Source organism: Kosakonia cowanii JCM 10956 = DSM 18146, assembly GCF_001975225.1.
GTDB lineage: Bacteria > Pseudomonadota > Gammaproteobacteria > Enterobacterales > Enterobacteriaceae > Kosakonia > Kosakonia cowanii.
Genome location: NZ_CP019445.1, coordinates 494381 through 521032, shown reverse-complemented (window position 1 = coordinate 521032; position 26652 = coordinate 494381). Strand labels below are relative to the sequence as shown.

The following is a 26652-nucleotide window of genomic DNA, read 5'->3' as shown; positions in this document are numbered from 1 at the left end:
GCACGTTGGCAATATTATGATTTTAAATATTTATATTAAATTGCTAATCATAAATTCCAACAATTCTTATAACGGCTGGTTCGGAATATTATTGTTAATTTACGCATTATTGGTACCGATTGAGTAAATACTCATTACGAGGATTGATAGAGAGCGCAAATGGAAGCGGAGGTTTTTATGCTATCACCAGGCGGCAATCACGGGATTATTATTAGCCAGGCTCCCGTACTTAGGGCCGGTATTGGCAGCATATTTGAGCATCATTTTCCTGAGTATCCGGTAACGCATTACGCCACGATAGAGGAGGTCACGCTGCCGCAGTTAGCGGATAGCAGCTTGGTTATCATTGATTTCTCCGGTGGGCTGCGGTCTGCGCAGCAGCGCTGTGAACACTACTACACCTTGATCTCGCAATGCGATAAAACGCGCTGGCTCTTCTTTATTTCCCCAGAATTTTATCCTGATGCGGTGGACTTTTTAATCCAGCCGCAAACCATGCTACTCGCCGACATTGAGCCTATCGACAGTGTGGTTAATGCGCTACGCGGCGGAGAAGAAAACGCTCCTAAAGTGAGCCCAACGCTACTTTCTGCGGTACGGCAGCACTGTGCAGAGACGCCAGCGCCGCGAAAATTACTCACCTTTTCGGAAAGGAAAGTGTTACGCCTTCTTGGAAAGGGGTGGGGAATAAATCAAATCGCCATGTTGCTCAAAAAAAGCAACAAAACCGTCAGCGCGCAGAAAAATAGCGCAATGCGACGATTATCACTGCGCAGTAATGCAGATTTGTACACGTGGATTAATAGCCATCAGGGTATGAAAGAGCTGAATTTAGGATCAGCATATGGAGACCATAATGAATGGAAAACATTAGCCAAGCGGGACATGTAGCCATCATTGAAAAATGCATGATGAGTCGGGAAGGGTTGCAGAGTTTATTCAGCGAGCCCGTTTTTGCAAACTACTCTTTTCATTTTTTTAAGGATCATATTGCCTTTCGGCAGGCATTAAAAAAGTCTGCCTATTTCTCGGTCATCTATTCGCTTTTTGGTCAGCGTAAAGAGCGGCGCGAATGCCTGATGTGCCTGCATCTGCTCTCGCTCTCCTGCCCGGACGTTCAGCGCATTGTGCTGGCGGGAGATGACAGAGAAGCGCGGCTGGTGGGGCACCTCTCTCCGTCGCGCCTGCACGGCATCTTAAGTAAATCATCAGAGTTGCCGATGCTGCTTGAGCAACTCACCACGCTGCTTGGCGAAACCCGGCGGGTTAACGAGAACATGATTAATCATGGCTACGTCAGCCAGTTTCGTATGTTAAGCCCAACCGAAAGGGAGATTTTGCACTATATGACGCGGGGCTTTTCCATTGCAGAGATCGCCTCGCAGCTGGACCGCAATGTGAAAACCATCCGCGCGCACAAATTTAATGCCATGACAAAATTGGGCGTGACATCCGATGTCGGTTTACTTGATGCCGCGGATATTCTGACCTGGATTCCGCCCAGCACCCGGGCGGCATCTGAGCTGATGTAACGCTCGCTTCATTGCGCGTAAGCGCCAGGACCGGGCCTGGCGCAGCAACCCTACTGGCAAACGTCAATCCACTTTGCGGACGTCAGCGCCGCCATGCGCTCCGGTGAGATACGCACCGCGCTGTGAATCGCGCCCGCCGCCGGCAACACTTCCGGATACTGTTTGAGCGAGACATCGCAGTAGACCGCCAGCGGAGTTTCCAGCCCAAAAGGGCAGACGCCGCCGACCGGATGACCGGTAATCGTGACTACTTCATCACTGCTCAACATCCGCGCTTTTGCGCCGAAGGTGTTTTTCAGTTTTTTATTATCAAGCCGGGCATCGCCTTTCGCGACAACCAGAATGACCTCGTTTTTCACCTTTAACGACAGCGTCTTGGCGATCTGGCCCGGCTCGACACGATGGGCCGCCGCCGCCAGCGTAACGGTTGCCGTACTTTGATTGAGTTCAATAATATCGATATCAGGGGCGTTATCGGCAAAGAATTGCCGCACGGACTGCAAACTCATGATGTTCTCCTGCGAAAGACCGCAGCTAATCTGTCACAAGCGAGTTATCTCTGTAAATAATCCATCATGACAAACCGCTTACATTACGTTTCTCGATCCCCTTCACAATCGCGGAAACCGGTTACATGAACCAGTTGCAGTGTTCTCAGGGCAGGTTAATACTCATTTTGTCACTCCCCCTGACCCTAAAATAAAAAGAGCCTCTTATGAAACCTACTCTACTCAGTTGTAATGCTGGTCCGCTAATCAGCATGGTTTCAACCATCCGAAACCGATCGCGGCACGGCTGCACCGCTGCTGTTGCCATTACCTTGCAAGTCTGACAGGAGATCGACGATGTCTGCTAACCATGCTGCGTTTAACCTTATCTTTCGGTTTATTGAAAACTATGTCAGCCCGATAGCCGGGCGTATCTCTTCCCAGCGCCACGTTATGGCCATCCGCGACGGCTTTATCTCCGCGATGCCCTTTATGATTGTCGGTTCGTTTTTACTGGTATTTGCTTACCCCCCTTTTTCGCCTGATACCACGTGGGGTTTTGCCCGCGGCTGGCTGGATCTGGCGAAGCAGTATGAAGGGCGGATCCTTACGCCGTTTGATATGACGATGGGGATCATGTCGATCTACATTTGCGCCGCTATCGCCTACAACCTCGGCAAGCACTACGCGAAGACATATCAGCTTGATCCCTTTATGTGCGCGATGCTCTCGCTGATGGCGTTTTTACTGGTTGCCGCGCCGAAAACCAGCGGCACGCTACCGGTGGATAGCCTTGGCGGCACCGGGATTTTCACCGCCATCCTTGTGGCAATCTACTGCGTGGAGATGATGCGTTTTCTGAAGGCGCACAACATTGGCATCCGCTTGCCGGACCAGGTGCCGCCGATGATTAAGAACTCCTTCGATCTGCTGATCCCGGTGCTGGTGGTGGTACTGACGCTCTATCCGCTCAGCCTGCTGATTCAGTCCCAGTTCAATATGCTCATCCCGCAGGCGATCATGGCGCTGTTTAAACCGCTGGTGTCGGCGGCAGACTCTCTGCCTGCGATCCTGCTGGCGGTGATCATTGGTCATCTGCTCTGGTTTGCCGGTATCCACGGCGCAGCCATTGTCTCCGGCATGCTGCAGATGTTCTGGCTGACCAACCTGGGTATCAACCAGAGCGCTCTGGCGCAAAGCGCGCCGCTGCCGCACATCTTTATGGAGGCGTTCTGGACCTTCTTTATTGTGATTGGCGGGTCGGGCGCAACCATGGGGCTGGTGTTCTGCTACCTGCGTAGCCGCTCGGTCCATCTACGATCGATTGGCCGTCTCAGCGTTGTGCCAAGTCTGTTTAACATTAATGAGCCGGTGATTTTCGGCACACCGATTGTGATGAACCCGGTGTTCTTTATCCCCTTCCTGCTGGCACCGACGCTCAACGCAATTATTGCCTGGGCGGTGATGAAGATGGATCTGATTGGCCGCGTGATTTCGGTTGTACCGTGGACCGCGCCCGCGCCGATTGGTGCCGCGTGGGCATTAGGCTGGGACTTCCGCGCTGCCGTGCTGGTTCTGCTCCTCGCCGCGATCTCGGCGGTTATCTACTACCCCTTCTTCAAGGTGTATGAGAAGCAGCTGCTGGAGCAGGAGGCGGAAGAGGCGCGTCGCGCAGAAGAGGAAAATCGGCAGGTTGCCTGAGACAAAAAAGGGGCGAATTATCGCCCCTTTGCTATTCCAGCGTACAACGCTATTTCAGCGTGCAATCGCCACACTGCTGAACATCCGGCAGGCGATAGCGCTGGCAGCATGTCCGACGAACCAGCGCGCCGTCGCGCAGCACGACCGTGCGCCATAGCGGGTTGTCGCTGCCGTCAGCAAACGCTTTTTCGAAAAAGCAGATCTGGCGCAGGGCGGCCAGCCGGGCTTCGCCGATAAGCGGCATCATTTCGCCCAGATACCAGTTAATCAGGTAACCGGTGTTGCTCCAGATAAGTTTGCCATTGATGTCGCCCGTCGCCTCCAGTGCCTTTATTACCGGCTGGATGGTATGGGTGACCAGGGCGGCAATACGTTCAGCATCATTTTTCAGCGTCAGGCTGTGATCCTGCTGAACATCGATCCAGAAGCAGGCAGCGCGCCCGCTTTCGTGAAATTCAACGTGGAAGTTATCGGGGTCTAAATCCAGCGCGCTCTTTTGCGTTAACAGCGTCAGCAACAGCGGCGGCACCATCAGCCCGAGATACCATTGCGCCCACAGCGAGAGCAGCGGTTTGCTTTCACGTGGCTCTGTGGGGTTGTTACGGTAAATATGATCGGAGTAGGTGGCAATAAGCGAGCTTAGCGCCGTTGGGCGCGACCACTCCGCCAGCGTCATTGCATGATGGGGGACATCTTCATTAAGGCGCAGGAAATCGAGCAGATGGGCCCGCGTGCTGGCAATCGCATCCCGCATGGCAGTCGCCAGCGAGTCGCGCTCGTCATGAAGCGGGCTTTGCCAGATAACTTGTTGCGTAATCGATGCGGTACGGTATGCCATAGCCCCAGCTGCAGAAGGAATCTAAATGATAATGATTGCCAATCCTATCCAGAGGCCAAACCGATAGCAAGTTGTTTATCGTAAAGTTAGCGCCAGCGCACGTCAGGCGAGCTGTAAGTCTCCGCTGACCAGAATACTGTTGCGGCCTAAATGCTTGGCTTCATACAGCGCTTTATCCGCCTGCGTCAGCGCGGCATCAATATCGTTATTCTGCAACGGCGCAATGCCGATACTGACGGTGACATTAGTGGCGACGCTTTCATTAAACATATGCGGGATCTTCAGATCGTAAACCCGCTGGCGGATATGCTCTGCGGCCATCCGCGCCTGATCCTGGTCGATGTTATTCAACAAAATCATAAACTCTTCGCCACCGAAGCGCGCCACAATGTCCCGCGAGCGCACTGCGTCGCGCAGCGCAGCAGAGACGCGGATAAGCGCCTGGTCGCCCATCATGTGCCCATAATGGTCGTTATAGGCTTTGAAGTGATCGATATCCAGTAGCAGAACAAAACGGCTGCTGTCATCGACGGCAAGCAGGTTATCGAGTTTATGCTGCAATCCGCGGCGGTTATAGAGACCGGTGAGCGGGTCGAGCATGCTCAGGTCGTTAAGGGTTTTGCGCTCCTGCATCAACCGCTGCATCAGGGCGCGGGCAAAACTATCGTTACGCTTCTGAATTGCATGCTGAATGGCAATCCCAATAACGGGTAGAGAGAAGCTATAGATGAGGCGCATGCAGCTCTCAGACTCATTCAGCCATAAGCTGGTTACAAAAAGCGGCAGAGAGTGGAGAAGGAAGGCGATGACATTATTGGAGAAAGCGATAGTGCCGATAAACAGAACGCTGAGCAGCGCGATTAACAGATAGGCCGAAGCATCATCCCCTATCAGTTTCGCTTTAAGAACCACATGCCACGCCCAAAGGCAGCCAAACAGGAGTGAGATCAGTGTGATGTTGATTTTGCTTCTGGGGTAAAATTTGTGCCACGCGGGTAACACCGCGCTGAGCGTGAAGATCGCGCAAACCGGCACGGTCACGGCGTGCAGATTATAGAGCGGCACCAGCATAGAAAAGAGTGCTGAAATGGCGTTGAGCAGTAAAAAGAGACGTAGGGACAATCGATATCTCTTATTACAAAGAGATTGCCATGTTTGTGATGTCATACCTATAAGTCGTATTTATCCGCAGTTTTTCAGTGCGTTATGAGTCGTAAAATAGCGTTGCGCAATGAAATGGTCATCGCGAAATATTAGTAATAAGAATTTTTATTTAAGCGGTGCTTAATTTATCACCTTACTTAATGGCTGTCATTAGAAGATGCAGAATCTTCCGACACTGCGAGCTCGCTGACAGATGAGAAAATTTATCATATGATATTGGTTATCATTCGTGATTGAAGAGATGAAACCATGCTGCAGCGCGCGTTGGGAAGTCGTTGGGGGATCGTTTTTCCGGGCATGATTGTGGCCGCATTAGTGCTGGCAGACCTGTCGGTCAACAGCTGGCGCGCGGTGATTTTACTGGGCTTATTATTGACGCCAGTGATGCTTTACCACAAACGATTACGTCATTACGTTCTGCTGCCATCAAGCATTGCTCTGATTGGCGGTGTCATTTTGATGCTGCTGAATTTGAAAATGGTGGTGTAAAAACAGAGGGCATTAAGAGGGGTGAGCAAGATATCTGGTGCGAGGGGGGGGACTTGAACCCCCACGTCCGTAAGGACACTAACACCTGAAGCTAGCGCGTCTACCAATTCCGCCACCTTCGCACAGTCATCTTACTTGTAGATATCGCCTCGTTGGTGCGAGGGGGGGGACTTGAACCCCCACGTCCGTAAGAACACTAACACCTGAAGCTAGCGCGTCTACCAATTCCGCCACCTTCGCACAGTGCGAGCGATATCTGCGTGGTTTATGGTGCGAGGGGGGGGACTTGAACCCCCACGTCCGTAAGGACACTAACACCTGAAGCTAGCGCGTCTACCAATTCCGCCACCTTCGCATACCATCGATACCAGAAGTATCGTTACCACGGAGGCGCATTCTAGATGTTTTCAACTTTTCGTCAACAGTTAATTGCGCGCAGAGTCGTCGATTGCTGCAAAAATGGGCGTCGGCTAACAGGTGGGGAAATTCACCCGGCGAGCAGGCCCGCCGGGAAGAGGGCTTATTTTTTCAGCGCCTGGCGCGTCATCACGGTACGGTAAACCTTAAAGCGTCCGGTTTGCGCGATCACTTCATGGAAACCGAAGGTCTGATCCAGCACGTCCGGATAGGGCAGGAAGGCGTTCGCCACAATACGCAGCTCGCCGCCGCTGTTGAGGTGACGCACCGCGCCGCGGATCAGCGTTTGCGCCGCTTCGAGGCTGGTCTGCAACCCGTCATGGAACGGCGGATTGGAGATGATCATATCGAAGCGACCAGTCACCTCAGAGAAGACATTACTGGCGAAAACCTCACCTTCAAGGCCGTTCGCGGCAAGCGTCGCGCGGCTGGCTTCGATCGCCGGGGCCGAAACATCACACAGGGTCAAACGCACTTTCGGCGAATGGCTTGCCAGCGCCGCTGCCAGCACGCCCGTGCCGCAGCCAACATCCAGCACTTTGCCTTTGGTATGCGGCGTCAGCGTGGAGAGCAGCAACTGGCTGCCCACATCCAGCCCATCGCGGCTAAAGACGCCCGGCATGGTTTTAATCGTCAGGGAGTCCAGTGCGTACTCGCCCCAGAAACCGTCAGGATCAAAGGCAGGGTTTTTATCGAGGCGACCGTGATAAAGCCCACAGCGACGCGCGCTGTCGATCTTATTCAGCGTGCAATACTCTGCCAGCATCTGCTCGGCGCTGCGCACGCCGCTGCGGTTTTCGCCAACCACAAAAATATCCGTTCCCACCGGCAGCAGCGAGAGCAAATTCATCAGCTGGAACAGCGCTTCCGGCTTATTTTTCGGCCAGTAGTAGATAAGCGTATCGCTCTCACCAATCATCGCGCTATCCGCCACCAGGCTAAAACTGGCGCGCTCGCCCATCTGCTGGCTCAGGGTTTGCCACTGGTGGAACTGTTGGGTCCAGGCACGGCTCCCGGCACTCTCCAGACGCGCGGGCAGGTCGTCCTGCAGATCACCGGCAAAAAGAATATGGTTAGATTCGAAATCATCACTGTGGCGCAGCAAGACTTCACTTGCCGGGGTAAAAGCAGACATTACGTGTTCCTCTTTAAACTGAGCCGGCGATTATACACGTTATCCTTCGCGCTGCCTCTTTGTTGGCTGCGTCTTCATACCCCAGTCACTTACTCTTGTAAGCTCCTGGGGATATTCATCCTTGCCGCCTCGACGCAACACGAATGATTTTGTGTAACACGTTATCCTTCGCGCTGCCTCTTTGTTGGCTGCGTCTTTATCTCCACATGCCGCGTGTTGATGGCGCATTTTCGACGAGTTTGTTATATTTGCGCGCCTGATACAGGAGTGTTTCACGATGACTTCCCGACGCGACTGGCAATTACAGCAGCTGGGCATTACCCAGTGGACCCTGCGCCGCCCGACGGCGTTACAGGGCGAGATCGCCATTTCGCTGCCCGCGCATATTCGTCTGGTAATGGTCTCGCCGGCGCTGCCTGCATTAAACGATCCGCTTGTCACCGACGTGCTGCGTGCCCTGACCGTAACGGCAGATCAGGTACTGCAACTCACCCCGGATCGCGTGGCGATGCTGCCGCCTGAGAGCCATTGCAACAGCTGGCTGCTGGGCATTGATGCGCCGCTACCGCTGTCGGGCGCGCAAGTCTCGACGCCCGCTGTTGATGAGCTACGCGCAAACCCTGCGGCACGCGCCGCGTTATGGCAACAAATCTGCGAACATGAACACGATTTCTTCCCTCAGCACGACTGATCTGCCCCGCGCTTACGAAATAGAAACCCGGGCGCACGCCTTTCCCTGGAGCGAAAAAACACTCGCCAGTAATCAGGGGGAGCGCTACCTCAACTATCGGCTGATGGTGGGTGACGAGATGGCGGCTTTCGCCATCACGCAGGTGGTGCTTGATGAAGCCACGCTGTTCAATATCGCCGTCGATCCCGCCTGGCAGCGCCAGGGGCTGGGCCGCCAGCTGCTCGAACATCTGATTAGCGAGCTGGAAAAGCGCGATGTGTTGACGCTGTGGCTGGAGGTTCGCGCCTCTAACCAGCCCGCCATTGCGCTGTATGAAAGTTTAGGTTTTAACGAAGCGACTATCAGGCGCAACTACTATCCCACGGCCCACGGGCGTGAGGATGCCATCATCATGGCGCTTCCTCTGTAATTGAATAAAGGTGATGTAATGAAATGGGACTGGATACTCTTTGACGCTGACGAAACGTTGTTCACCTTCGACTCGTTTGGCGGCTTACAACGGATGTTTCTTGACTATAGCGTGACATTCACCGATCAGGATTTCGCAGAATATCAGTCCGTTAACAAGCCTTTGTGGGTCGATTACCAGAACGGCGCGATCACCGCGCTGCAGTTGCAGCATAAGCGTTTCCAGAGCTGGTCCGAGCGGCTGGATGTGCCGCCGGGCATGCTTAATGAGGCGTTTCTGAATGCGATGGCGGAAATCTGCGCGCCGCTGCCGGGCGCGGTGTCGCTGCTCGACAGCCTGAAGGGCAAAGTGAAAATCGGCATCATCACCAATGGTTTTACCGCCTTGCAGCAAATTCGCCTGGAACGCACCGGCCTGCGCGACTATTTTGATCTGTTAGTGATTTCTGAACAGGTTGGCGTGGCTAAACCGGATCCGCGTATCTTTGAGTACGCACTGAAGCAGGCCGGTAACCCATCCCGCGATCGCGTCTTAATGGTTGGCGACACGGCGGAGTCGGATATTCTGGGCGGCATCAACGCGGGGCTATCGACCTGCTGGCTCAATGCCCACAACCGCGCGCTGCCTGAAGGTATCAACCCGACCTGGACGGTAACGTCCCTGAACGAACTGGAGCAACTCCTGTGTAAACATTGATTGTCTGCACTCAACCGTTGAGTACAATAGCCGCATTTTTCGTCTTTAACGCGGGGCTCAGTGCCGCGCAATTACACAGAAGATCTCAATTATGACGTTGTCTCCTTATTACCAAGAGGTGGCGAAGCGCCGCACGTTCGCTATCATCTCGCACCCCGATGCCGGTAAAACTACCATCACCGAAAAGGTGCTGCTGTTCGGACAGGCGATCCAGACCGCCGGGACTGTAAAAGGCCGTGGCTCCAACCAGCATGCAAAATCTGACTGGATGGAGATGGAGAAGCAGCGTGGTATCTCCATCACCACGTCCGTGATGCAGTTCCCGTACCGCGAGAACCTGATCAACCTGCTCGACACCCCTGGGCACGAAGACTTCTCCGAAGATACCTACCGCACCCTAACCGCCGTTGACTGCTGTCTGATGGTGATCGATGCGGCGAAGGGCGTCGAAGATCGTACCCGTAAGCTGATGGAAGTGACCCGTCTGCGCGATACGCCGATCCTCACCTTTATGAACAAACTCGACCGTGACATCCGCGATCCGATGGAGCTGCTGGATGAAGTCGAGAGCGAGCTGAAGATTGCCTGCGCGCCGATCACCTGGCCGATTGGCTGCGGCAAGCTGTTCAAAGGGGTTTACCACCTCTATAAAGATGAAACCTACCTTTACCAGACCGGTAAAGGCCACACCATCCAGGAAGTGCGCATCGTCAAAGGGCTGGATAACCCGGAGCTGGATGCCGCTGTCGGCGAGGATCTGGCCCAGCAGCTGCGCGATGAGCTGGAACTGGTGCAGGGTGCTTCCAACGAGTTCGACCAGGAGCTTTTCCTGAGCGGCGCGCTGACGCCAGTCTTCTTCGGCACCGCGCTCGGTAACTTTGGCGTCGATCATATGCTGGATGGCTTAGTTGAGTGGGCACCGGCGCCGATGCCGCGTAAAACCGACGTGCGTGAAGTGAAAGCGGACGATGAGAAGTTCACCGGCTTTGTCTTTAAGATCCAGGCCAACATGGATCCGAAGCACCGCGACCGCGTTGCCTTTATGCGCGTGGTTTCCGGGCGTTACGAAAAAGGGATGAAGCTGCGCCAGGTGCGCACCGGTAAAGATGTGGTGATCTCCGATGCGCTGACCTTTATGGCGGGCGACCGCTCGCACGTTGAAGAGGCCTACCCGGGCGACATCATCGGCCTGCATAACCATGGCACCATTCAGATTGGCGACACCTTCACGCAGGGTGAAATGATGAAGTTCACCGGCATCCCGAACTTTGCCCCTGAGCTCTTCCGCCGTATTCGCCTGCGCGACCCGCTGAAGCAGAAACAGCTGCTTAAAGGTCTGGTTCAGCTTTCAGAAGAGGGCGCGGTGCAGGTCTTCCGCCCGATTGCCAACAACGATCTGATTGTCGGCGCGGTGGGTGTGCTGCAGTTTGATGTGGTGGTAGCGCGTCTGAAGAGCGAATACAACGTCGAAGCGGTCTATGAGTCCGTCAACGTGGCAACTGCCCGTTGGGTGGAGAGCAGCGACGTGAAGAAGTTCGAAGAGTTTAAACGTAAGAACGAGATCCAGCTGGCGCTCGATGGCGGCGATAACCTGACCTACATCGCGCCGACCATGGTTAACCTCAACCTGACACAAGAGCGTTACCCGGAAGTGACCTTCCACAAAACCCGCGAACACTAATCCCTCTACGGAGCGCGTCAGACGCTGCGCTCCGGCCTCTTTTCTCCCCTGCCGTTTCTTGCGGAAAGTTCTTAAAACCCTCGCTTTTTCTGTCTGTTGCTCGCTTTTTACGCACTCCAACAGGATCTTTGTCGAGAGTGATCTATATTTAACAAAGTGATGACAAGGTGTGTGGCTGAAAGTACTGTTCAATGCGTGTTTAATGGTCTTTTATCCACTCAACTAATCACCAGATAACATTAACAACTGCATCAGCGCAGCGATTTGCCGGAATGTGATCGCAACCATTGACGTTGATACGGTGAGTTTCACCGCAGCAGTTGGCAGCTTCTTGCTGCTTCAGCCCAAATGGTGGGCAAACATACAGGAATAACATCGATGACTATGACAAAGCTGACTCTTTCTAAAACCCTGCTGGCTATTACGCTGGGCTCTGTTCTGACCACGGGTTCTGCCCTGGCGGCGGAAACCACCACTGATAAAGCGCAAAGCACCGCGTCCAGTGCAGGGGACAAAATTGATAGCTCTATGAATAAAGTCGGTGGATTCATGGACGACAGTACCATTACTGCAAAAGTGAAAGCAGCACTGGTCGATCATGAAAGCATTAAAAGCACCGATATCTCCGTGAAAACGGACAAAAAAGTGGTAACCCTGAGCGGTTTCGTCGAAAGCCAGAAACAGGCTGAAGAGGCGGTTTCCGTGGCGAAAGGTGTAGAAGGTGTGGCTTCTGTAAGCGACAAACTGCACGTTCGCGATGCGAAAGAGAGCACTGCAAAAGGTTACGCGGGTGATACCGCCACCACCAGCGAAATCAAAGCGAAGCTGCTGGCCGATGAAAACGTCCCGTCCCGTATGGTGAAAGTGGAAACCACTGACGGCGTTGTTCAGTTATCCGGCACGGTAGAGTCCAAGGCTCAAAGTGAGCGCGCTGAAAGCATCGCCAAAGCAGTTGATGGCGTGAAAAGCGTGAAGAACGACCTGAAAGTTAAATAAGAGTACGTGAAAAAATCCGCGCCTGGCGATGTCCGGGCGCGATAGATACTTAGCAGGAAACATCGCGGATGGGCATCTGAGAGCCCATCGCTTGCGGTCGACATTAACTATGGTTAAGGAGAGTTTTATGTTTCGTTGGGGCATTATTTTTCTGGTTATCGCGTTAATTGCCGCCGCTCTGGGCTTTGGTGGTTTGGCAGGTACAGCAGCTGGTGCGGCGAAAATCGTCTTCATCGTTGGTATCGTTCTGTTCCTGGTCAGCCTGTTCATGGGTCGTCGGCGCCCGTAGCGTTTAACACGCTTAAACTTCGGTTACATTAAAGCCAGTCCTCGTGACTGGCTTTGCTGTTTCAGGGACTTAAATATTGCGCTACTTTGTTGTGACATTTGCTTAAAAGGAAAACGAAGTGGGGCAACATATTCCCATCACGCTCGGCAATATTGCGCCGCTGGCGCTGAAACCGTTTCGACCGGGACGTCTGGCACTGGTGTGCGAAGGCGGCGGCCAGCGCGGCATCTTTACCGCGGGCGTGCTGGATGAGTTTATGCGCGCCGACTTCAACCCTTTCGATCTCTTCTTTGGTACCTCTGCCGGCGCGCAGAATCTGTCGGCGTATGTCTGCAACCAACCGGGTTACGCGCGTAAAGTGATTATGCGCTACACCACGCGACGGGAATTTTTCGATCCGCTGCGTTTCGTGCGCGGCGGCAACCTTATCGATCTTGACTGGCTGGTTAACGCCACCGCGACGGAGATGCCACTGGCAATGGATCATGGCGTACGTGCTTTTGACGCCGGCAAAGCCTTTTACATGTGCGCCTGCCGCCAGGATGATTATTCGGCGGAGTATTTTTTACCTAATCACCAGACATGGCTCGACCTGATCCGCGCCTCAAGTGCCATTCCAGGCTTCTATCGCACCGGCGTGGCGCTGAGTGGCGTCAACTATCTGGACGGTGGCGTCAGCGACGCAATCCCGGTGCAGGAAGCCGCGCGTCGCGGGGCCGACACCATCGTGGTGATCCGCACCGTGCCGTCGCAGATGTATTACACGCCGCAGTGGTTTAAGCGTATGGAGCGTTGGCTCGGCGAAAGCAGCCTGCAGTCGCTGGTCAACCTGGTGCAGCATCATGAGAAGAGCTATCTCGCCACGCAGCAGTTTATTGAGTCCCCGCCGGGCAAGCTGCGCATCATCGAAATCTACCCGCCAAAGCTGTTAAAAAGCATGGCGCTCGGCAGCCGTTTACCGGCGCTGCGGGAAGATTATAAAATTGGCCGCTTATGCGGGCGCTACTTCCTGGCAACGGTGGGTAAATTGCTGGCCGAGACGCCGCCGCTGCTGCGCTATACGCCGGTGGTTGCGCCTACAACGCGCGTGGTGCCGCCCGCCGAAGTGGCGAACGACGCGCTTGATCTACCGCTGGTGACCGCGCCGGAGGCCAATGATATTTCGCTCAATAACGAGGACAGCGCGTGAGTTTTCGCTTTATCGATACCCACTGCCATTTCGATTTTGAACCCTTCAAAGGTGATGAAGCAGCCAGTATCGCCCGCGCGGCAGAGGCGGGCGTTGAGCGTATTATTGTGCCCGCCATCGCCGCCCGCTATTTTGACCGTGTCTGCAACCTTGCGCAGCAGTATCACGCCCTCTATGCCGCGCTGGGCCTGCACCCGATTGTGGTGGAGGAGCATACGCAGCAGAGCCTCGAGCAACTGGATGCGCTGCTTGCCACCCGCCCTGAGAAGGTGATCGCCATTGGCGAAATCGGCCTTGACCTTTATCGCGATAATCCGCAGTTTGAGCGCCAGCAGGAACTGCTTGATGCGCAGCTAAAAATGGCGAAGCGCTATGATTTGCCGGTCCTTCTTCACTCCCGCCGCACCCATGACAAGCTGGCGATGCAGCTGAAAAAGCATAACCTGCCGCGAACTGGCGTGGTGCACGGCTTTGCCGGCAGTCTGCAACAGGCGCAGCGCTTTATCGATCTTGGCTACTGTATCGGCGTCGGCGGCACCATTACCTATCCGCGCGCCAGTAAAACCCGCGATGTGATGGCGCAACTGCCGCTCGCCTCGCTGCTGCTTGAAACCGACGCGCCCGATATGCCGCTCAACGGTTTTCAGGGGCAGCCCAATCGCCCGGAGCGGGCGGCAAACGTATTTGCAACCCTCTGCGAGCTGCGCCCGGAAGCGCCGGATGTGATTGCTAACGCGCTGTTTCACAATACCCAACGGCTCTTCGCTCTGCCTGATTCGCGGCTGTAACGCTTTTTCGTCGGCAGGCACACTCTCCTGTGTTAAAATTCTCACATTCAAATGGCGTGGGTGTCCGCGGCTTCTTTTGCGCGTTGCCCTCTACCCGTGCCGGAATAATTTGATCAATGTCTCGTTGCAGTTATGCAAGCGTAAGCAAACTTTTTGCTAACTGTGATGCGTGTCGAAGTGTAATTGTGAGTGAATGTTAGAATACTCACAAAACCGAACTGAAACCGGCATTATGCCGTCGGAGAGAATATGACTGATTTAACTGCCAGCAGCCTGCGCGCGCTGAAACTGATGGACCTGACCACCCTGAATGATGACGACACCAATGAGAAAGTCATTGCGCTGTGCCATCAGGCGAAAACCCCGGTCGGCAACACTGCCGCGATCTGCATCTATCCGCGTTTTATCCCGATTGCGCGTAAGACCCTGAACGAGCAGGGGACGCCAGAGATCCGCATCGCTACCGTCACCAACTTCCCGCACGGTAATGACGATATCGGGATTGCGCTGGCGGAAACCCGCGCGGCCATCGCCTACGGCGCGGACGAAGTGGACGTCGTTTTCCCATACCGCGCGCTGATCGCCGGTAACGAGCAGATCGGTTTCGATCTGGTGAAAGCGTGTAAAGAGGCCTGTGCGGCGGCGAATGTACTGCTGAAAGTGATCATCGAAACCGGTGAGCTGAAAGAGGAAGCATTAATCCGCAAAGCCTCTGAAATCTCCATCAACGCCGGAGCAGATTTTATTAAAACTTCCACCGGTAAAGTGCCGGTCAACGCCACGCCTGAGAGCGCGCGCATCATGCTGGAAGTGATCCGCGATATGAGCGTGGAAAAAAGCGTGGGTTTTAAACCGGCGGGCGGCGTGCGTACGGCGGAAGATGCGCAGCAGTACCTGGCGATTGCCGATGAGCTGTTTGGCACCGACTGGGCCGATGCGCGTCACTACCGCTTTGGCGCGTCCAGCCTGCTGGCGAGCCTGCTGAAAGCGCTCGGTCACGGCGACGGCAAAAGCGGCAGCGCTTACTGATGATCGCCTGATGGCGCTGCGCCATCATTCGCCATATTGCCGGGCTGAATCCGTTGCCCGGCCCTCTCTATCCTCAGGGGGTTACCTTGTTTCTCGCTCAAGAAATTATTCGTAAAAAACGCGATGGCATCGCGCTGAGTGATGAAGAAATCCGTTTCTTTATCAACGGAATTCGCGATAACACCGTTTCTGAAGGGCAAATCGCCGCGTTGGCGATGACCATTTTCTTCCACGATATGACCATGCCGGAGCGCGTCTCGCTGACTATGGCGATGCGTGATTCCGGTACCGTGCTTGACTGGAAAAGCCTCGATCTTAATGGCCCGGTGGTGGATAAGCACTCCACCGGCGGCGTTGGCGATGTGACATCGTTGATGCTCGGCCCGATGGTGGCGGCCTGCGGCGGCTATATCCCGATGATCTCCGGGCGCGGCCTCGGCCATACGGGCGGCACGCTCGATAAGCTGGAAGCGATTCCGGGCTTTGATATTTTCCCCTCCGACCAGCGTTTTCGCGACATCATCAAAGAGGTTGGCGTGGCGATTATCGGCCAGACCAACTCGCTGGCACCGGCAGATAAGCGCTTCTACGCCACCCGCGATATCACCGCCACCGTTGACTCCATTCCGCTGATCACCGCCTCGATCCTCGCCAAAAAACTGGCGGAAGGGCTTGATGCGCTGGTGATGGATGTGAAGGTGGGCAGCGGGGCGTTTATGCCGACCTATGAGCGTTCAGAACAGCTGGCGGAAGCGATTGTGGGCGTTGCCAACGGTGCAGGCGTGCGTACGACCGCGCTGCTGACCGACATGAATCAGGTGCTGGCCTCCAGCGCCGGTAACGCGGTGGAAGTGCGCGAAGCGGTGCAGTTCCTGACGGGCGAATACCGTAATCCGCGTCTGTTTGAGGTGACAATGGCCCTCAGCGCCGAAATGCTCATCTCCGGTAACCTTGCAAAAGATGACGCTGACGCGCGCGCGAAATTGCAGGCGGTGCTGGATAACGGTAAAGCGGCCGAGATTTTCGGGCGCATGGTCGCCGCGCAGAAAGGTCCGCATGATTTTGTTGAGCACTACGATCGCTATTTACCGACGGCAACCCTGAGCAAAGCGGTGTACGCCGACGATGAAGGGTTTGTCAGCGCAATGGATACCCGCGAACTGGGTATGGCGGTGGTCACGCTGGGCGGTGGTCGCCGCCAGGCGTCCGATACCATTGATTACAGCGTTGGCTTAACCGACATGGTGCGCCTCGGCGAGCAGGTTGACGGCCAACGTCCGCTCGCCATTATTCACGCCAAAGATGAAGCCAGCTGGCAGAGCGCCGCACAGGTGGTGAAAGCGGCAATAAGTGTGAGCGACCGCGCACCAAAAGAGACACCGACGGTCTATCGCCGCATAACTGAATAGCGGTATACTGATCTGATCGCTTTTTTTCAAAGCACAAGGTACGGAGAACATATGAAACGTGCATTTATCATGGTGCTGGACTCTTTCGGCATCGGCGCGACAGAAGACGCGGATCGCTTCGGCGACGCGGGTTCCGACACTCTCGGCCACATCGCTGAAGCCTGTGCGAAAGGTGAAGCAGATACCGGGCGCAAAGGTCCGCTTAATCTACCGAATCTCACTCGCCTCGGGCTTGCGAAAGCCCACGAAGGCGCAACCGGCGCGATTCCTGCCGGTATGGACGGCAACGCCGAGATTATTGGCGCGTATGCCTGGGCGCATGAACTCTCTTCCGGGAAAGATACGCCGTCAGGCCACTGGGAAATCGCCGGTGTACCAGTACTTTTCGACTGGGGCTACTTCAGCGATACCGAAAACAGCTTCCCGCAGGAACTGCTGGATAAGCTGGTCGAGCGCGCTAACCTGCCGGGTTATCTCGGCAACTGCCACTCCTCCGGGACGGTCATTCTTGACCAGCTCGGCGAAGAGCATATGAAAACCGGCAAGCCGATTTTCTATACCTCTGCCGACTCGGTGTTCCAGATTGCCTGCCACGAAGAGACCTTTGGTCTCGATAAGCTCTATGAGCTGTGCGAGATTGCCCGTGAAGAGCTGACCGAAGGCGGCTACAACATTGGCCGCGTTATCGCGCGTCCGTTTGTGGGCGACAAAGCGGGTAACTTCCAGCGTACCGGCAACCGTCACGATCTGGCCGTTGAGCCGCCGTCCGCGACGGTGCTGCAAAAACTGGTTGAAGAGAAGGATGGGCAGGTGGTCTCCGTCGGTAAAATCGCCGATATCTATGCCAACTGCGGTATCACTAAAAAAGTGAAGGCAACCGGCCTTGACGCGCTGTTTGATGCCACCATTACCGAGATGAAAGAAGCGGGTGATAAGACCATCGTCTTTACCAACTTCGTCGATTTTGACTCCTCCTGGGGCCATCGCCGCGATGTCGCCGGTTATGCGGGCGGGCTGGAGCTGTTTGACCGCCGTCTGCCGGAGCTGATGGAGCTGGTGGGTGAAGATGATATCCTGATCCTTACCGCCGACCACGGCTGCGATCCGACCTGGAAAGGCACCGATCATACCCGCGAACACATTCCGGTACTGATCTACGGCCCGAAAGTAAAAGCAGGCTCGCTGGGACACCGCGAGACCTTCGCTGATATTGGTCAGACGATCGCCCGCTACTTCGGCGTCTCTGATATGGAGTATGGCAAAGCCATGTTCTGATGTTTTTGGGCGGGGTCTTTCCCGCCCTCCATTTTCTAACAAGTCAAAGGAAGCAACGATGGCAACCCCACATATCAATGCAGAAATGGGCGATTTCGCGGACGTCGTACTGATGCCGGGCGACCCGCTGCGCGCAAAGCACATCGCCGAAACGTTTCTCGAAGATTATCGTGAAGTAAACAACGTGCGCGGCATGCTGGGCTACACCGGCACCTACAAAGGCCGCAAAATCTCTGTAATGGGTCACGGTATGGGTATTCCCTCCTGCTCCATCTACACCAAAGAGCTGATCACCGATTTTGGCGTCAAAAAGATCATCCGCGTCGGCTCCTGCGGTGCCGTGCGTATGGATGTGAAACTGCGTGACATCGTCATCGGTATGGGTGCCTGCACCGACTCCAAAGTGAACCGTATGCGTTTCAAGGATCACGACTTCGCAGCGATCGCGGATTTCGACATGGTGCGTAACGCGGTTGACGCGGCGAAAAACCTTGGCGTCGACGCGCGCGTGGGTAACCTCTTCTCTGCCGATCTCTTCTACTCCCCGGATGGCGAGATGTTCGACGTGATGGAGAAGTACGGCATTCTCGGCGTCGAGATGGAAGCGGCGGGTATCTATGGCGTTGCGGCAGAGTTCGGTGCGAAAGCGCTGACTATCTGCACCGTTTCCGACCATATCCGCACCCACGAGCAGACCACCTCCGATGAGCGTCAAACTACGTTCAACGACATGATCAAAATCGCGCTGGAATCTGTCCTGCTGGGCGACAACGCGTAATTTTGCCTGCCGGGCGGCGGTAAGCTTGCCCGGCATTTTACCCCTCACTATCTATTCACTTATTTTTTCATCTTCATTTTTTTCTCTTTCAAATCATAAAAATAGTGATATAAATCTATTCAAGTATCTATTCAGGTATCTATTCACTATGCCGCTTCTTTCGGATTCACTATTACAAGGTCCCCGCACAGCCGCTGATTTGCGCAGTACCTTAAAGATCAGCCAGGCGACGTTTTCACGTCTTACGGCGTCGGAACCTCATATCCTGCAATTCGGCAAAGCGCGCGCGACACGTTATGCCTTATTGCGCCCTGTTCGCGGTATTGAGCTTTTTCCGTTGTGGCGTATTGATGAAAATGGGCGGGCCTGCAAATGGGGAGAATTACGCCCCTGCTGGCCGCAGGGAAGTTGTCTGGTGAGTATGGAGGACGGTAGCTGGCAATGGTTTGATGGCATCCCCTGGTACCTGACCGATTTACGTCCGCAGGGATTTTTAGGGCGAGCGTGGGGACGCAACATTGCTCAACAATTTGAACTCCCGGAAGATATTCGCCTGTGGCAGGAAGAAGATGTGCTTTTTGCGCTCGCCATGAGTGCGAACGAGCAGAGCGGCGGCTGGTTAATTGGCGAGGCTGGCTATCAAAAATGGATCGCGGCTTCTCCACCTGCGGCAATAACAGAAGATGAGAAGCTGAACTGCTATGCCGAGCTGGCTTTCCAGGCGCTTCAAGGAGAAATCATCGGCTCCTCCGCTGGCGGTGAACAGCCAAAATTTATGTGTTATGCGCAAACCGGTCCGGAATATGCTCACCGCCTGGTTAAGTTTACCGCTCCGCAGACCACTGAAGCTGCCGTGCGCTGGGGGGATTTATTGATTGCAGAATCCCTCGCGCTTGCTGCCCTGGCGAACGCCAGAATTGAAAGCACGCATGCCGTTGCGTTGATGGGCGAAAACCGACAAGTGTTTCTCGAAACGCGCCGCTTTGATTGTGTTGGTACAGAAGGCCGCCGCGCTATTGTCTCCCTGGAGTCACTGCAAAGTGAATTTGTTTCTTCCCCGGGCGCATGGCCAAAAGTTGTCGCCGAGTTAGTGAAACAGCGGCAAACAGATGCCGAATCGTTAACACTCACGGAGCAGATTTGGGCATTTGGGCGGCTGATTGCTAATAGTGATATGCATGCTGGTAATCTCTCCTTTTTTCTCTCAACACCACCGATGAAACTGACCCCGGTCTACGATATGTTACCGATGGCCTTTGCTCCTGCAACCGCTGGCATGATGCGGCAAGAGGCCGTTGATCTGGTTGTCGACACGCAGGTGAAGAAGGAGGCCTGGGATGTTGCTATCCCGCTGGCAAACCAGTTCTGGCAGGCTGTGGCGGATGATATACGCATTAGCGATGGCTTCCGTCGAATTGCACGGGATATGAGAGGAAAGGTTGAGCAGGCAGCCCGAAGCGTAGACCGTATGGCGTGATCTCTCTGGCGCTACGCGTATCAGACCTGATAAGCGCAGCGCCATCATGCGTATTGTTCTATCGCACGGCCTGCACGATCCACGCCGACAGTTCGCGCAGCTCCTGTTGCTGCTGCGGGAAATCCACCAGTAGCGCATCGCACGCCAGCGCCAGCGTATCGGCGCGATAGAGGCAGCCTTGCAAACGTGCCGCCAGCGCTTCCAGCGGTGCCGGGTTCAGGCTGTCGGTAAAGATCTGCGCGCGAGTGATGTGCCCCTTTTCGACATCGAAGTGCAGCTCCACACCGCCCCAGGTAAAACGCTCATCCAGCAAATGGCTGAAGGCCGGGGCCTGGCCGAAGTTCCACTCCCAGCTGCTCTGGCGGGCAAAGGTTTCGGCAAAGTTCGGCAGGTCTGGCGTTTTGTCCGGCGAGATAACCTCTGCCTCGACACGTTCGCCATAGTGCTCAAAGAAGGCCTCGGTGACGGCGGCGCAAATCTGCTCATGGGTGATGCCCGGCAGCAGATCGACCAGATTCGCCACCCGACCGCGCACGGAGGTGATGCCTTTGGCCTGCAACTTCTTCTTATCCGGGTTGAGATAGTTCGCCAGACGGCTGAGATCGGCATTGAGCAGCAGGGTGCCGTGGTGAAAGCCGCGATCCGGCGTTTCGCGATAGGCTGAGCCGGAGATTTTTCGATCCCCCTCAGCGGTTTTGACCACCAGGTCGTTGCGCCCGGAGGCTTCCGCGTTAATGCCCAGCGCCTGTAGCGCATTGAGCACAATGGTGGTGGAGACGGTTTTGTCATACTCCGGCTTGCCTGCCATAAAGGTAAAACAGGTATTGCCGAGATCGTGGAATACCGCGCCGCCGCCGCTGCTGCGCCTTGCCAGCCGCACGTTGTCCTCTTCCATGCGGCGAGTGTTGCACTCCTTCCACGGATTTTGCGCCCGGCCAATCACCACCGTATCGGCGTTGCGCCAGAGAAACAGCACCCGCTGCGTGGCGGGCATCTGGCGGAAAATCGACTCCTCAACCGCCAGGTTAAACCACGGATCGTAAGAGTCGGAGATAAGAAGACGAAGCGTCGACATAGGCGATATCCTTGCTAAAAAATCAGGGAGCGTACGGGAAGCCGCTGCGGCTACTCTCGCTTTTCCTGCTCATCCTCTTCCGGCACCGCTTTATTGGCCGTCAGCAGGAAGGGGGACTGCTGCCAGCGGGTGCGTTTGCCCTGCAACAATGTACGCGTCAGCACCACGCCAATCGCCAGGGAGAGCAGCAGCATCAGACGCAGAATATTGGTGGTGTTATCTACCTGTTTGGCTTCCGTCGCCAGCGTGTGGGTATCCAGCGTCAGGCGCAAATAACCCAGCGGGCCACTTTTGCCCTGAATCGGCTCGACAATCTGCTGGTTGAAGTAGGCACCCGCCTTTTTGCCATCCAGCGCCAGCCGGTCACGCACCTCAATACTTTCACCAGCGCGCGCCACCAGGTCGCCCTGTGCGTCATAAACGCCGGCATCGAGAATGCGGCTCTCTTCCGTCAGCGGGCTTAAGATGGCGGCGATGCGTTTTTCATCGGGTGTTTCGGTGCGCATCAGCGGGGTGAGATTGATCGTCACCTGGCGCGCCAGGGTTCTTGCCAGCTCTTCAAACTGCGGATTTCGCTGGCGCTGATGCTTCTGGCTGAACCAGGAAGCACCCTGCATCAGCGCGACCAACAGCGCCAGACAGATAAGGACAATCACGGCGCGATGCAGCCGAAATTTAAGTTTTGCGCGACTCATGTGTCACCTGTTGTAAATTTGATGCTTAATGTTGCCAGAAGCGTTGATTACAAGGTAGCCTCTTGCGTTATTTTCCCCTCCGGTGCTTTCTGGCGCGAACGTTTTTACAGGAGCTTTAATGCCTAACAGTCTGACCTGGTGCGACCTGCCCGATGATGTTTCTCAGTGGCCGGGATTGCCGCTCTCTCTCAGTGGTGATGAGGTGATGCCTCTGGATTATCACGCTGGTCGCAGCGGCTGGTTGCTCTATAGCCGGAGCCTTGATAAGCAGCGTCTGACCACCTATCAGCGCAAGCTGGGTGCCGCGATGGTGATTGTTTCAGCCTGGAGCGTCGATGAGTATCAGGTGATCCGCCTGGCAGGCTCGCTGACGCCGCGCGCAACGCGCCTGGCGCACGATGAGGGCATGGATGTCGCGCCGCTCGGTAAAATCCCGCACCTGCGCTCGCCAGGGCTGCTGGTGATGGATATGGACTCCACCGCGATCCAGATTGAGTGCATTGATGAGATCGCCAAACTGGCCGGCACCGGCGAACAGGTTGCTGAAGTGACCGAGCGCGCGATGCGCGGTGAACTCGATTTCACCGCCAGCCTGCGCAGCCGCGTGGCGACCTTAAAAGGCGCGGATGCTGCTATCCTGCATCAGGTGCGCGAAAATCTGCCGCTGATGCCGGGTCTGGTGCAGCTGGTGTTAAAACTGGAAACCCTCGGCTGGAAAGTGGCGATTGCCTCCGGCGGCTTTACCTTCTTTGCCGACTACCTGCGCGACAAGCTGCATCTGACGGCAGCGGTGGCGAATCAGCTGGAGATCGTCGACGGTAAATTTACCGGCCAGGTGCTGGGCGATATCGTCGATGCGCAGTACAAAGCGAAAACGCTGAAGCTGCTGGCGGAAGAGTATGAGATCGCCGCGGATCAGACCGTGGCGATTGGCGATGGCGCCAACGATCTTCCGATGATCAAATCTGCTGGCCTTGGCATCGCGTTTCACGCCAAACCGACCGTGAATGAGAAGGCGGAAGTGACCATTCGTCACGCCGACCTGATGGGCGTATTTTGTATCCTTTCCGGCAGTATTAATAAGAAGTAGAGGTGAATGTGGCGAAAGCTCCAAAACGTGCGTTTGTCTGTAATGAGTGCGGCGCTGATTATCCGCGCTGGCAGGGGCAATGCAGCGCCTGTCACGCCTGGAACACCATTACCGAAGTGCGCGTGGCCGCTTCGCCAACCGTTGCGCGCAACGAGCGCCTCTCCGGCTATGCGGGCAGCGCAGGCGTGTCGAAGGTGCAAAAGCTCTCCGACATCAGCCTCGAAGCGCTGCCGCGTTTCTCCACCGGTTTTAAAGAGTTTGACCGCGTCCTCGGCGGCGGCGTGGTGCCCGGCAGCGCCATTCTGATTGGCGGTAACCCTGGCGCGGGGAAATCGACGCTGCTGTTACAGACGCTCTGCAAGCTCGCCGAGCAGATGAAAACCCTTTATGTCACCGGCGAAGAGTCATTGCAGCAGGTGGCGATGCGTGCCCACCGTTTAGGGCTGCCGACCACTAACCTGAATATGCTCTCCGAGACCAGCATTGAGCAGATCTGCATGATTGCTGAAGAGGAGAAGCCGCGCCTGATGGTGATCGACTCCATCCAGGTGATGCATATGGCGGATATCCAGTCCTCGCCCGGCAGCGTCGCGCAGGTGCGCGAAACCGCGGCGTATCTCACCCGCTTTGCCAAAACCCGCGACGTGGCGATTGTGATGGTCGGCCACGTGACGAAAGATGGTTCGCTGGCGGGGCCGAAAGTGCTGGAGCACTGTATTGACTGTTCGGTACTGCTCGACGGCGATGCCGACTCCCGCTTCCGCACGCTGCGCAGCCATAAGAACCGCTTCGGCGCGGTGAATGAACTGGGCGTTTTCGCCATGACCGAGCAGGGGCTGCGCGAAGTGAGCAACCCGTCGGCCATCTTCCTTAGCCGTGGGGATGAAGTGACCTCCGGCAGTTCGGTGATGGTGGTCTGGGAAGGAACGCGCCCGCTGCTGGTGGAGATCCAGGCACTGGTCGATCACTCCATGATGTCGAACCCGCGCCGCGTGGCGGTAGGGCTTGAGCAGAACCGGCTGGCGATTTTACTGGCAGTCCTGCACCGCCACGGCGGTTTGCAGATGTCGGACCAGGATGTGTTTGTCAATGTGGTCGGCGGGGTGAAAGTGACGGAAACCAGCGCCGACTTAGCGCTGCTGCTGGCGATGGTCTCCAGCCTGCGCGATCGCCCGCTGCCGCAGGATTTGGTGGTGTTCGGCGAAGTCGGGCTGGCCGGTGAGATCCGCCCGGTGCCAAGCGGCCAGGAGCGTATCTCGGAGGCGGCGAAGCACGGTTTTCGCCGGGCGATTGTTCCGGCGGCAAACGTGCCGAAAAAGGCGCCGGAAGGCATGCAGATCTTTGGCGTGAAGAAGCTCGCCGATGCGCTAAGCGTCTTTGACGACTTATAATTGGCTTATCACTTTTGCAGGAGGCAACGATGTCGTCATTCGACTACTTAAAAACCGCCATTCGCCAGAAGGGCTGCACGTTGCAGCAGGTCGCGGATGCCAGCGGCATGACCAAAGGCTACTTAAGCCAGCTGCTGAATGCCAAAATCAAAAGCCCCAGCGCGCAAAAGCTGGAGGCATTGCACCGTTTCCTCGGGCTGGATTTTCCGCGTCGCGAGAAAAATATCGGCGTGGTGTTCGGCAAGTTCTATCCGCTGCACACCGGCCATATCTACCTGATCCAGCGCGCCTGTAGCCAGGTTGACGAGCTGCATATCATCCTCGGTTATGACGAAACCCGCGATCGCGCGCTGTTTGAAGAGAGCGCGATGTCGCAGCAGCCGACGGTAAGCGATCGCTTGCGCTGGCTGCTGCAAACCTTTAAGTACCAAAAAAATATCCGCATCCATGCGTTCAACGAAGAGGGGATGGAGCCTTATCCTCACGGTTGGGACGTCTGGAGCAACGGCATCAAAGCCTTTATGGCGGAAAAGGGTATTACGCCGAACTGGATCTACACCTCTGAGGCCGCGGATGCGCCGCAATATTTGCAGCATCTCGGCACGGAAGCGGTGCTGGTCGATCCCGAGCGCACTTTTATGAACATCAGCGGCTCACAGATTCGTGAAAACCCGTTCCGCTACTGGGAGTACATTCCGACGGAAGTGAAGCCCTTCTTTGTACGCACGGTGGCGATCCTTGGTGGTGAGTCGAGCGGGAAGTCGACGCTGGTGAACAAGCTTGCCAATATCTTCAACACCACCAGCGCCTGGGAGTTTGGTCGCGATTACGTCTTCTCCCATCTCGGTGGGGATGAGATTGCGCTGCAATATTCCGACTATGACAAAATTGCTCTAGGCCATGCGCAATATATTGATTTTGCGGTGAAGTATGCCAATAAAGTTGCCTTTATCGATACCGACTTTGTCACCACGCAGGCCTTCTGTAAAAAGTATGAGGGGCGCGAGCACCCCTTTGTGCAGGCGCTGATTGATGAATATCGCTTCGATCTGGTGATCCTGCTGGAAAATAACACGCCGTGGATCAACGACGGCTTGCGCAGCCTCGGCAGCTCTGTCGATCGCCGTGAGTTTCAGGATCTGCTGGTCTCAATGCTGGAAGCGAACAATATCGACTATGTTCGCGTTGAAGAGGCCGATTACGACTCACGCTTCCTGCAGTGCGTTGACCTGGTAAAACAGCTGATGGGCGCGTAGCGCGCTCTCTCTGGCCGGTCTGGCGCATGCGCCCTCCGGCCAGAAACAGCGCAGATGAGAGAGCGTTTTCCAGCGCATATGCACCTGCGCCAGCGCGGCAATCGAGCGCAGGTTCACTTTGCGCAGCAGATTGTATTTGTGGGTGCTCAGGGTTTTGCTGCCCAGCTCGCCATAATCAAAAATCCCGTTTTGATACTCGCTGTTCATCACATACGTCAGCAGTGCTCGCTCTTTGCGCGTGAGGGGCGGTGATGGCGGCGTATATTTACGCTGCCGCCAGGGGCGGTATTTCAGCTGAAGCGGCAACGTTTTTATAGCGATGCGCTTTTCGATTTTAAAAAAGGGCTGTAATAAAAAATGCTCAAAAGATTGGTCGCCAGACATAATCGTTTTTAACGTCGGCAGCGTGGTAATAATCAGAAAGTGATTATCGAAATCGACGATAACGTCCTCTTCGGCAAGGTTGAAGATTCCCTGATCAGACAGCGCCCGCAGCCCGCACGCCAGGAAGCGATCGTCTGTAATGATGTGCATGAGAAGGCTCCGTTTACTGCCTGTTGCGAGGAAGCAAAATGGTAGCGACTGGGTGTAGCGTTATTCAAGATGCGGCTTTTTTAGCGAAAGCTAAAACAGATATTCTGCCGATAGTCATTGCGCAGTTATTTCTGCTTTGG

27 protein-coding genes and 3 tRNA genes are annotated in these 26652 nt (G+C 55.4%); 20 read left to right on the top strand and 10 right to left on the bottom strand.

The features are described from left to right. Positions 1 to 159 precede the first annotated feature (159 nt). Entirely contained in the window at positions 160 to 891 is a 732-nt protein-coding gene (locus BWI95_RS02420) for a LuxR C-terminal-related transcriptional regulator (RefSeq protein WP_369811826.1), read from the top strand. A gap of 20 nt (positions 892 to 911) precedes the next feature. Then, positions 912 to 1532: a DNA-binding transcriptional activator BglJ gene (gene bglJ / locus BWI95_RS02415; RefSeq protein ID WP_076770267.1), complete on the top strand. Its 621-nt coding sequence runs from the start codon at positions 912 to 914 to the stop codon at positions 1530 to 1532. Positions 1533 to 1582: 50 nt separating this feature from the next. Here bglJ and BWI95_RS02410 read toward each other — a convergent pair whose 3' ends face one another. Then, positions 1583 to 2041 (bottom strand): YbaK/EbsC family protein, encoded by a 459-nt coding sequence (locus BWI95_RS02410; RefSeq protein ID WP_076768945.1) that lies wholly within the window; start codon positions 2039 to 2041, stop codon positions 1583 to 1585. A gap of 336 nt (positions 2042 to 2377) precedes the next feature. Here BWI95_RS02410 and BWI95_RS02405 point away from each other — a divergent pair, with 336 nt between their 5' ends. After that, entirely contained in the window at positions 2378 to 3721 is a 1344-nt protein-coding gene (locus BWI95_RS02405) for a PTS sugar transporter subunit IIC (RefSeq protein WP_076768944.1), read from the top strand. A gap of 49 nt (positions 3722 to 3770) precedes the next feature. Here the strand turns inward: BWI95_RS02405 and fhuF are convergent, their stop codons facing one another. Both fhuF and BWI95_RS02395 read right to left on the bottom strand, forming a co-directional pair. Then, positions 3771 to 4559, bottom strand: coding sequence for a siderophore-iron reductase FhuF (gene fhuF, locus BWI95_RS02400; RefSeq protein WP_076768943.1), 789 nt, complete (start codon positions 4557 to 4559; stop codon positions 3771 to 3773). 102 nt (positions 4560 to 4661) lie between these two features. After that, a complete protein-coding gene (locus BWI95_RS02395; protein WP_076768942.1) occupies positions 4662 to 5726 on the bottom strand; it encodes a GGDEF domain-containing protein in 1065 nt (354 codons plus the stop codon). Between the two features lie 246 nt (positions 5727 to 5972). Here BWI95_RS02395 and BWI95_RS02390 point away from each other — a divergent pair, with 246 nt between their 5' ends. Next, positions 5973 to 6212 (top strand): DUF1435 domain-containing protein, encoded by a 240-nt coding sequence (locus BWI95_RS02390; protein ID WP_054802769.1) that lies wholly within the window; start codon positions 5973 to 5975, stop codon positions 6210 to 6212. A gap of 35 nt (positions 6213 to 6247) precedes the next feature. Here BWI95_RS02390 and BWI95_RS02385 read toward each other — a convergent pair. The 4 genes from BWI95_RS02385 to rsmC all read right to left on the bottom strand — a co-directional run bounded on the left by BWI95_RS02385 (position 6248) and on the right by rsmC (position 7764). Then, positions 6248 to 6334: transfer RNA gene (locus tag BWI95_RS02385), tRNA-Leu, on the bottom strand. A gap of 31 nt (positions 6335 to 6365) precedes the next feature. Next, positions 6366 to 6452, bottom strand: a tRNA-Leu gene (locus tag BWI95_RS02380). A gap of 28 nt (positions 6453 to 6480) precedes the next feature. Further along, positions 6481 to 6567 (bottom strand) — tRNA-Leu (locus BWI95_RS02375). A 165-nt stretch (positions 6568 to 6732) separates the two neighbouring features. Continuing rightward, complete coding sequence (rsmC, locus tag BWI95_RS02370) at positions 6733 to 7764, bottom strand: 16S rRNA (guanine(1207)-N(2))-methyltransferase RsmC (protein ID WP_076768941.1); 1032 nt, start codon at positions 7762 to 7764, stop codon at positions 6733 to 6735. A gap of 277 nt (positions 7765 to 8041) precedes the next feature. On the opposite strand from rsmC, the gene BWI95_RS02360 reads away from it, so the two are divergent. The 13 genes from BWI95_RS02360 to yjjJ all read left to right on the top strand — a co-directional run bounded on the left by BWI95_RS02360 (position 8042) and on the right by yjjJ (position 20471). Continuing rightward, positions 8042 to 8455: a DNA polymerase III subunit psi gene (locus tag BWI95_RS02360; RefSeq protein WP_042716030.1), complete on the top strand. Its 414-nt coding sequence runs from the start codon at positions 8042 to 8044 to the stop codon at positions 8453 to 8455. Beyond that, positions 8424 to 8864: a ribosomal protein S18-alanine N-acetyltransferase gene (gene rimI, locus BWI95_RS02355; RefSeq protein ID WP_054802770.1), complete on the top strand. Its 441-nt coding sequence runs from the start codon at positions 8424 to 8426 to the stop codon at positions 8862 to 8864. The genes BWI95_RS02360 and rimI overlap by 32 nt, the downstream gene beginning before the upstream one ends. An 18-nt stretch (positions 8865 to 8882) precedes the next feature. Further along, on the top strand, positions 8883 to 9560 hold the full coding sequence (gene yjjG, locus BWI95_RS02350; RefSeq protein WP_054802771.1) for a pyrimidine 5'-nucleotidase: 678 nt from the start codon (positions 8883 to 8885) through the stop codon (positions 9558 to 9560). Positions 9561 to 9651: 91 nt separating this feature from the next. Beyond that, positions 9652 to 11241, top strand: coding sequence for a peptide chain release factor 3 (prfC, locus tag BWI95_RS02345; protein ID WP_054802772.1), 1590 nt, complete (start codon positions 9652 to 9654; stop codon positions 11239 to 11241). A 378-nt stretch (positions 11242 to 11619) separates the two neighbouring features. Beyond that, complete coding sequence (osmY, locus tag BWI95_RS02340; RefSeq protein ID WP_023480446.1) at positions 11620 to 12237, top strand: molecular chaperone OsmY; 618 nt, start codon at positions 11620 to 11622, stop codon at positions 12235 to 12237. Positions 12238 to 12364: 127 nt separating this feature from the next. Further along, a complete protein-coding gene (locus BWI95_RS02335; protein ID WP_023480205.1) occupies positions 12365 to 12526 on the top strand; it encodes a DUF1328 domain-containing protein in 162 nt (53 codons plus the stop codon). A gap of 118 nt (positions 12527 to 12644) precedes the next feature. After that, positions 12645 to 13715, top strand: coding sequence for a patatin-like phospholipase family protein (locus BWI95_RS02330; RefSeq protein ID WP_076768940.1), 1071 nt, complete (start codon positions 12645 to 12647; stop codon positions 13713 to 13715). Further along, on the top strand, positions 13712 to 14503 hold the full coding sequence (locus tag BWI95_RS02325) for a TatD family hydrolase (protein ID WP_054802773.1): 792 nt from the start codon (positions 13712 to 13714) through the stop codon (positions 14501 to 14503). The genes BWI95_RS02330 and BWI95_RS02325 overlap by 4 nt, the downstream gene beginning before the upstream one ends. A gap of 249 nt (positions 14504 to 14752) precedes the next feature. Beyond that, a complete protein-coding gene (deoC, locus tag BWI95_RS02320) occupies positions 14753 to 15532 on the top strand; it encodes a deoxyribose-phosphate aldolase (RefSeq protein WP_076768939.1) in 780 nt (259 codons plus the stop codon). Between the two features lie 86 nt (positions 15533 to 15618). Continuing rightward, the gene (gene deoA, locus BWI95_RS02315; protein ID WP_076768938.1) at positions 15619 to 16941 is read left to right on the top strand and encodes a thymidine phosphorylase; all 1323 of its coding nucleotides are present in this window, start codon (positions 15619 to 15621) and stop codon (positions 16939 to 16941) included. Positions 16942 to 16992: 51 nt separating this feature from the next. Further along, complete coding sequence (gene deoB / locus BWI95_RS02310; protein ID WP_076768937.1) at positions 16993 to 18216, top strand: phosphopentomutase; 1224 nt, start codon at positions 16993 to 16995, stop codon at positions 18214 to 18216. Between the two features lie 58 nt (positions 18217 to 18274). Then, positions 18275 to 18994 carry a purine-nucleoside phosphorylase gene (deoD, locus tag BWI95_RS02305; protein ID WP_023480392.1) on the top strand — a complete coding sequence of 240 codons (720 nt, stop codon included), beginning with the start codon at positions 18275 to 18277 and terminating at the stop codon, positions 18992 to 18994. A 148-nt stretch (positions 18995 to 19142) separates the two neighbouring features. After that, entirely contained in the window at positions 19143 to 20471 is a 1329-nt protein-coding gene (gene yjjJ, locus BWI95_RS02300) for a type II toxin-antitoxin system HipA family toxin YjjJ (protein ID WP_076768936.1), read from the top strand. Positions 20472 to 20529: 58 nt separating this feature from the next. Here yjjJ and lplA read toward each other — a convergent pair whose 3' ends face one another. Both lplA and BWI95_RS02290 read right to left on the bottom strand, forming a co-directional pair. Continuing rightward, positions 20530 to 21546: a lipoate--protein ligase LplA gene (gene lplA / locus BWI95_RS02295; RefSeq protein WP_054802774.1), complete on the bottom strand. Its 1017-nt coding sequence runs from the start codon at positions 21544 to 21546 to the stop codon at positions 20530 to 20532. A gap of 50 nt (positions 21547 to 21596) precedes the next feature. Beyond that, a complete protein-coding gene (locus BWI95_RS02290; protein WP_076768935.1) occupies positions 21597 to 22241 on the bottom strand; it encodes a YtjB family periplasmic protein in 645 nt (214 codons plus the stop codon). A gap of 118 nt (positions 22242 to 22359) precedes the next feature. On the opposite strand from BWI95_RS02290, the gene serB reads away from it, so the two are divergent. The 3 genes from serB to nadR are packed head-to-tail and all read left to right on the top strand — an operon-like array spanning position 22360 to position 25978. Then, positions 22360 to 23331: a phosphoserine phosphatase gene (serB, locus tag BWI95_RS02285; RefSeq protein WP_076768934.1), complete on the top strand. Its 972-nt coding sequence runs from the start codon at positions 22360 to 22362 to the stop codon at positions 23329 to 23331. A gap of 8 nt (positions 23332 to 23339) precedes the next feature. Further along, positions 23340 to 24722, top strand: coding sequence for a DNA repair protein RadA (radA, locus tag BWI95_RS02280; protein WP_023480209.1), 1383 nt, complete (start codon positions 23340 to 23342; stop codon positions 24720 to 24722). 29 nt (positions 24723 to 24751) lie between these two features. Further along, positions 24752 to 25978 carry a multifunctional transcriptional regulator/nicotinamide-nucleotide adenylyltransferase/ribosylnicotinamide kinase NadR gene (gene nadR, locus BWI95_RS02275; RefSeq protein WP_023480307.1) on the top strand — a complete coding sequence of 409 codons (1227 nt, stop codon included), beginning with the start codon at positions 24752 to 24754 and terminating at the stop codon, positions 25976 to 25978. On the opposite strand, the gene BWI95_RS02270 is transcribed toward nadR, so the two are convergent. Further along, complete coding sequence (locus BWI95_RS02270) at positions 25928 to 26512, bottom strand: LuxR C-terminal-related transcriptional regulator (protein ID WP_076768933.1); 585 nt, start codon at positions 26510 to 26512, stop codon at positions 25928 to 25930. The two genes, nadR and BWI95_RS02270, sit on opposite strands and share 51 nt — an antisense overlap. Positions 26513 to 26652 lie beyond the last annotated feature (140 nt).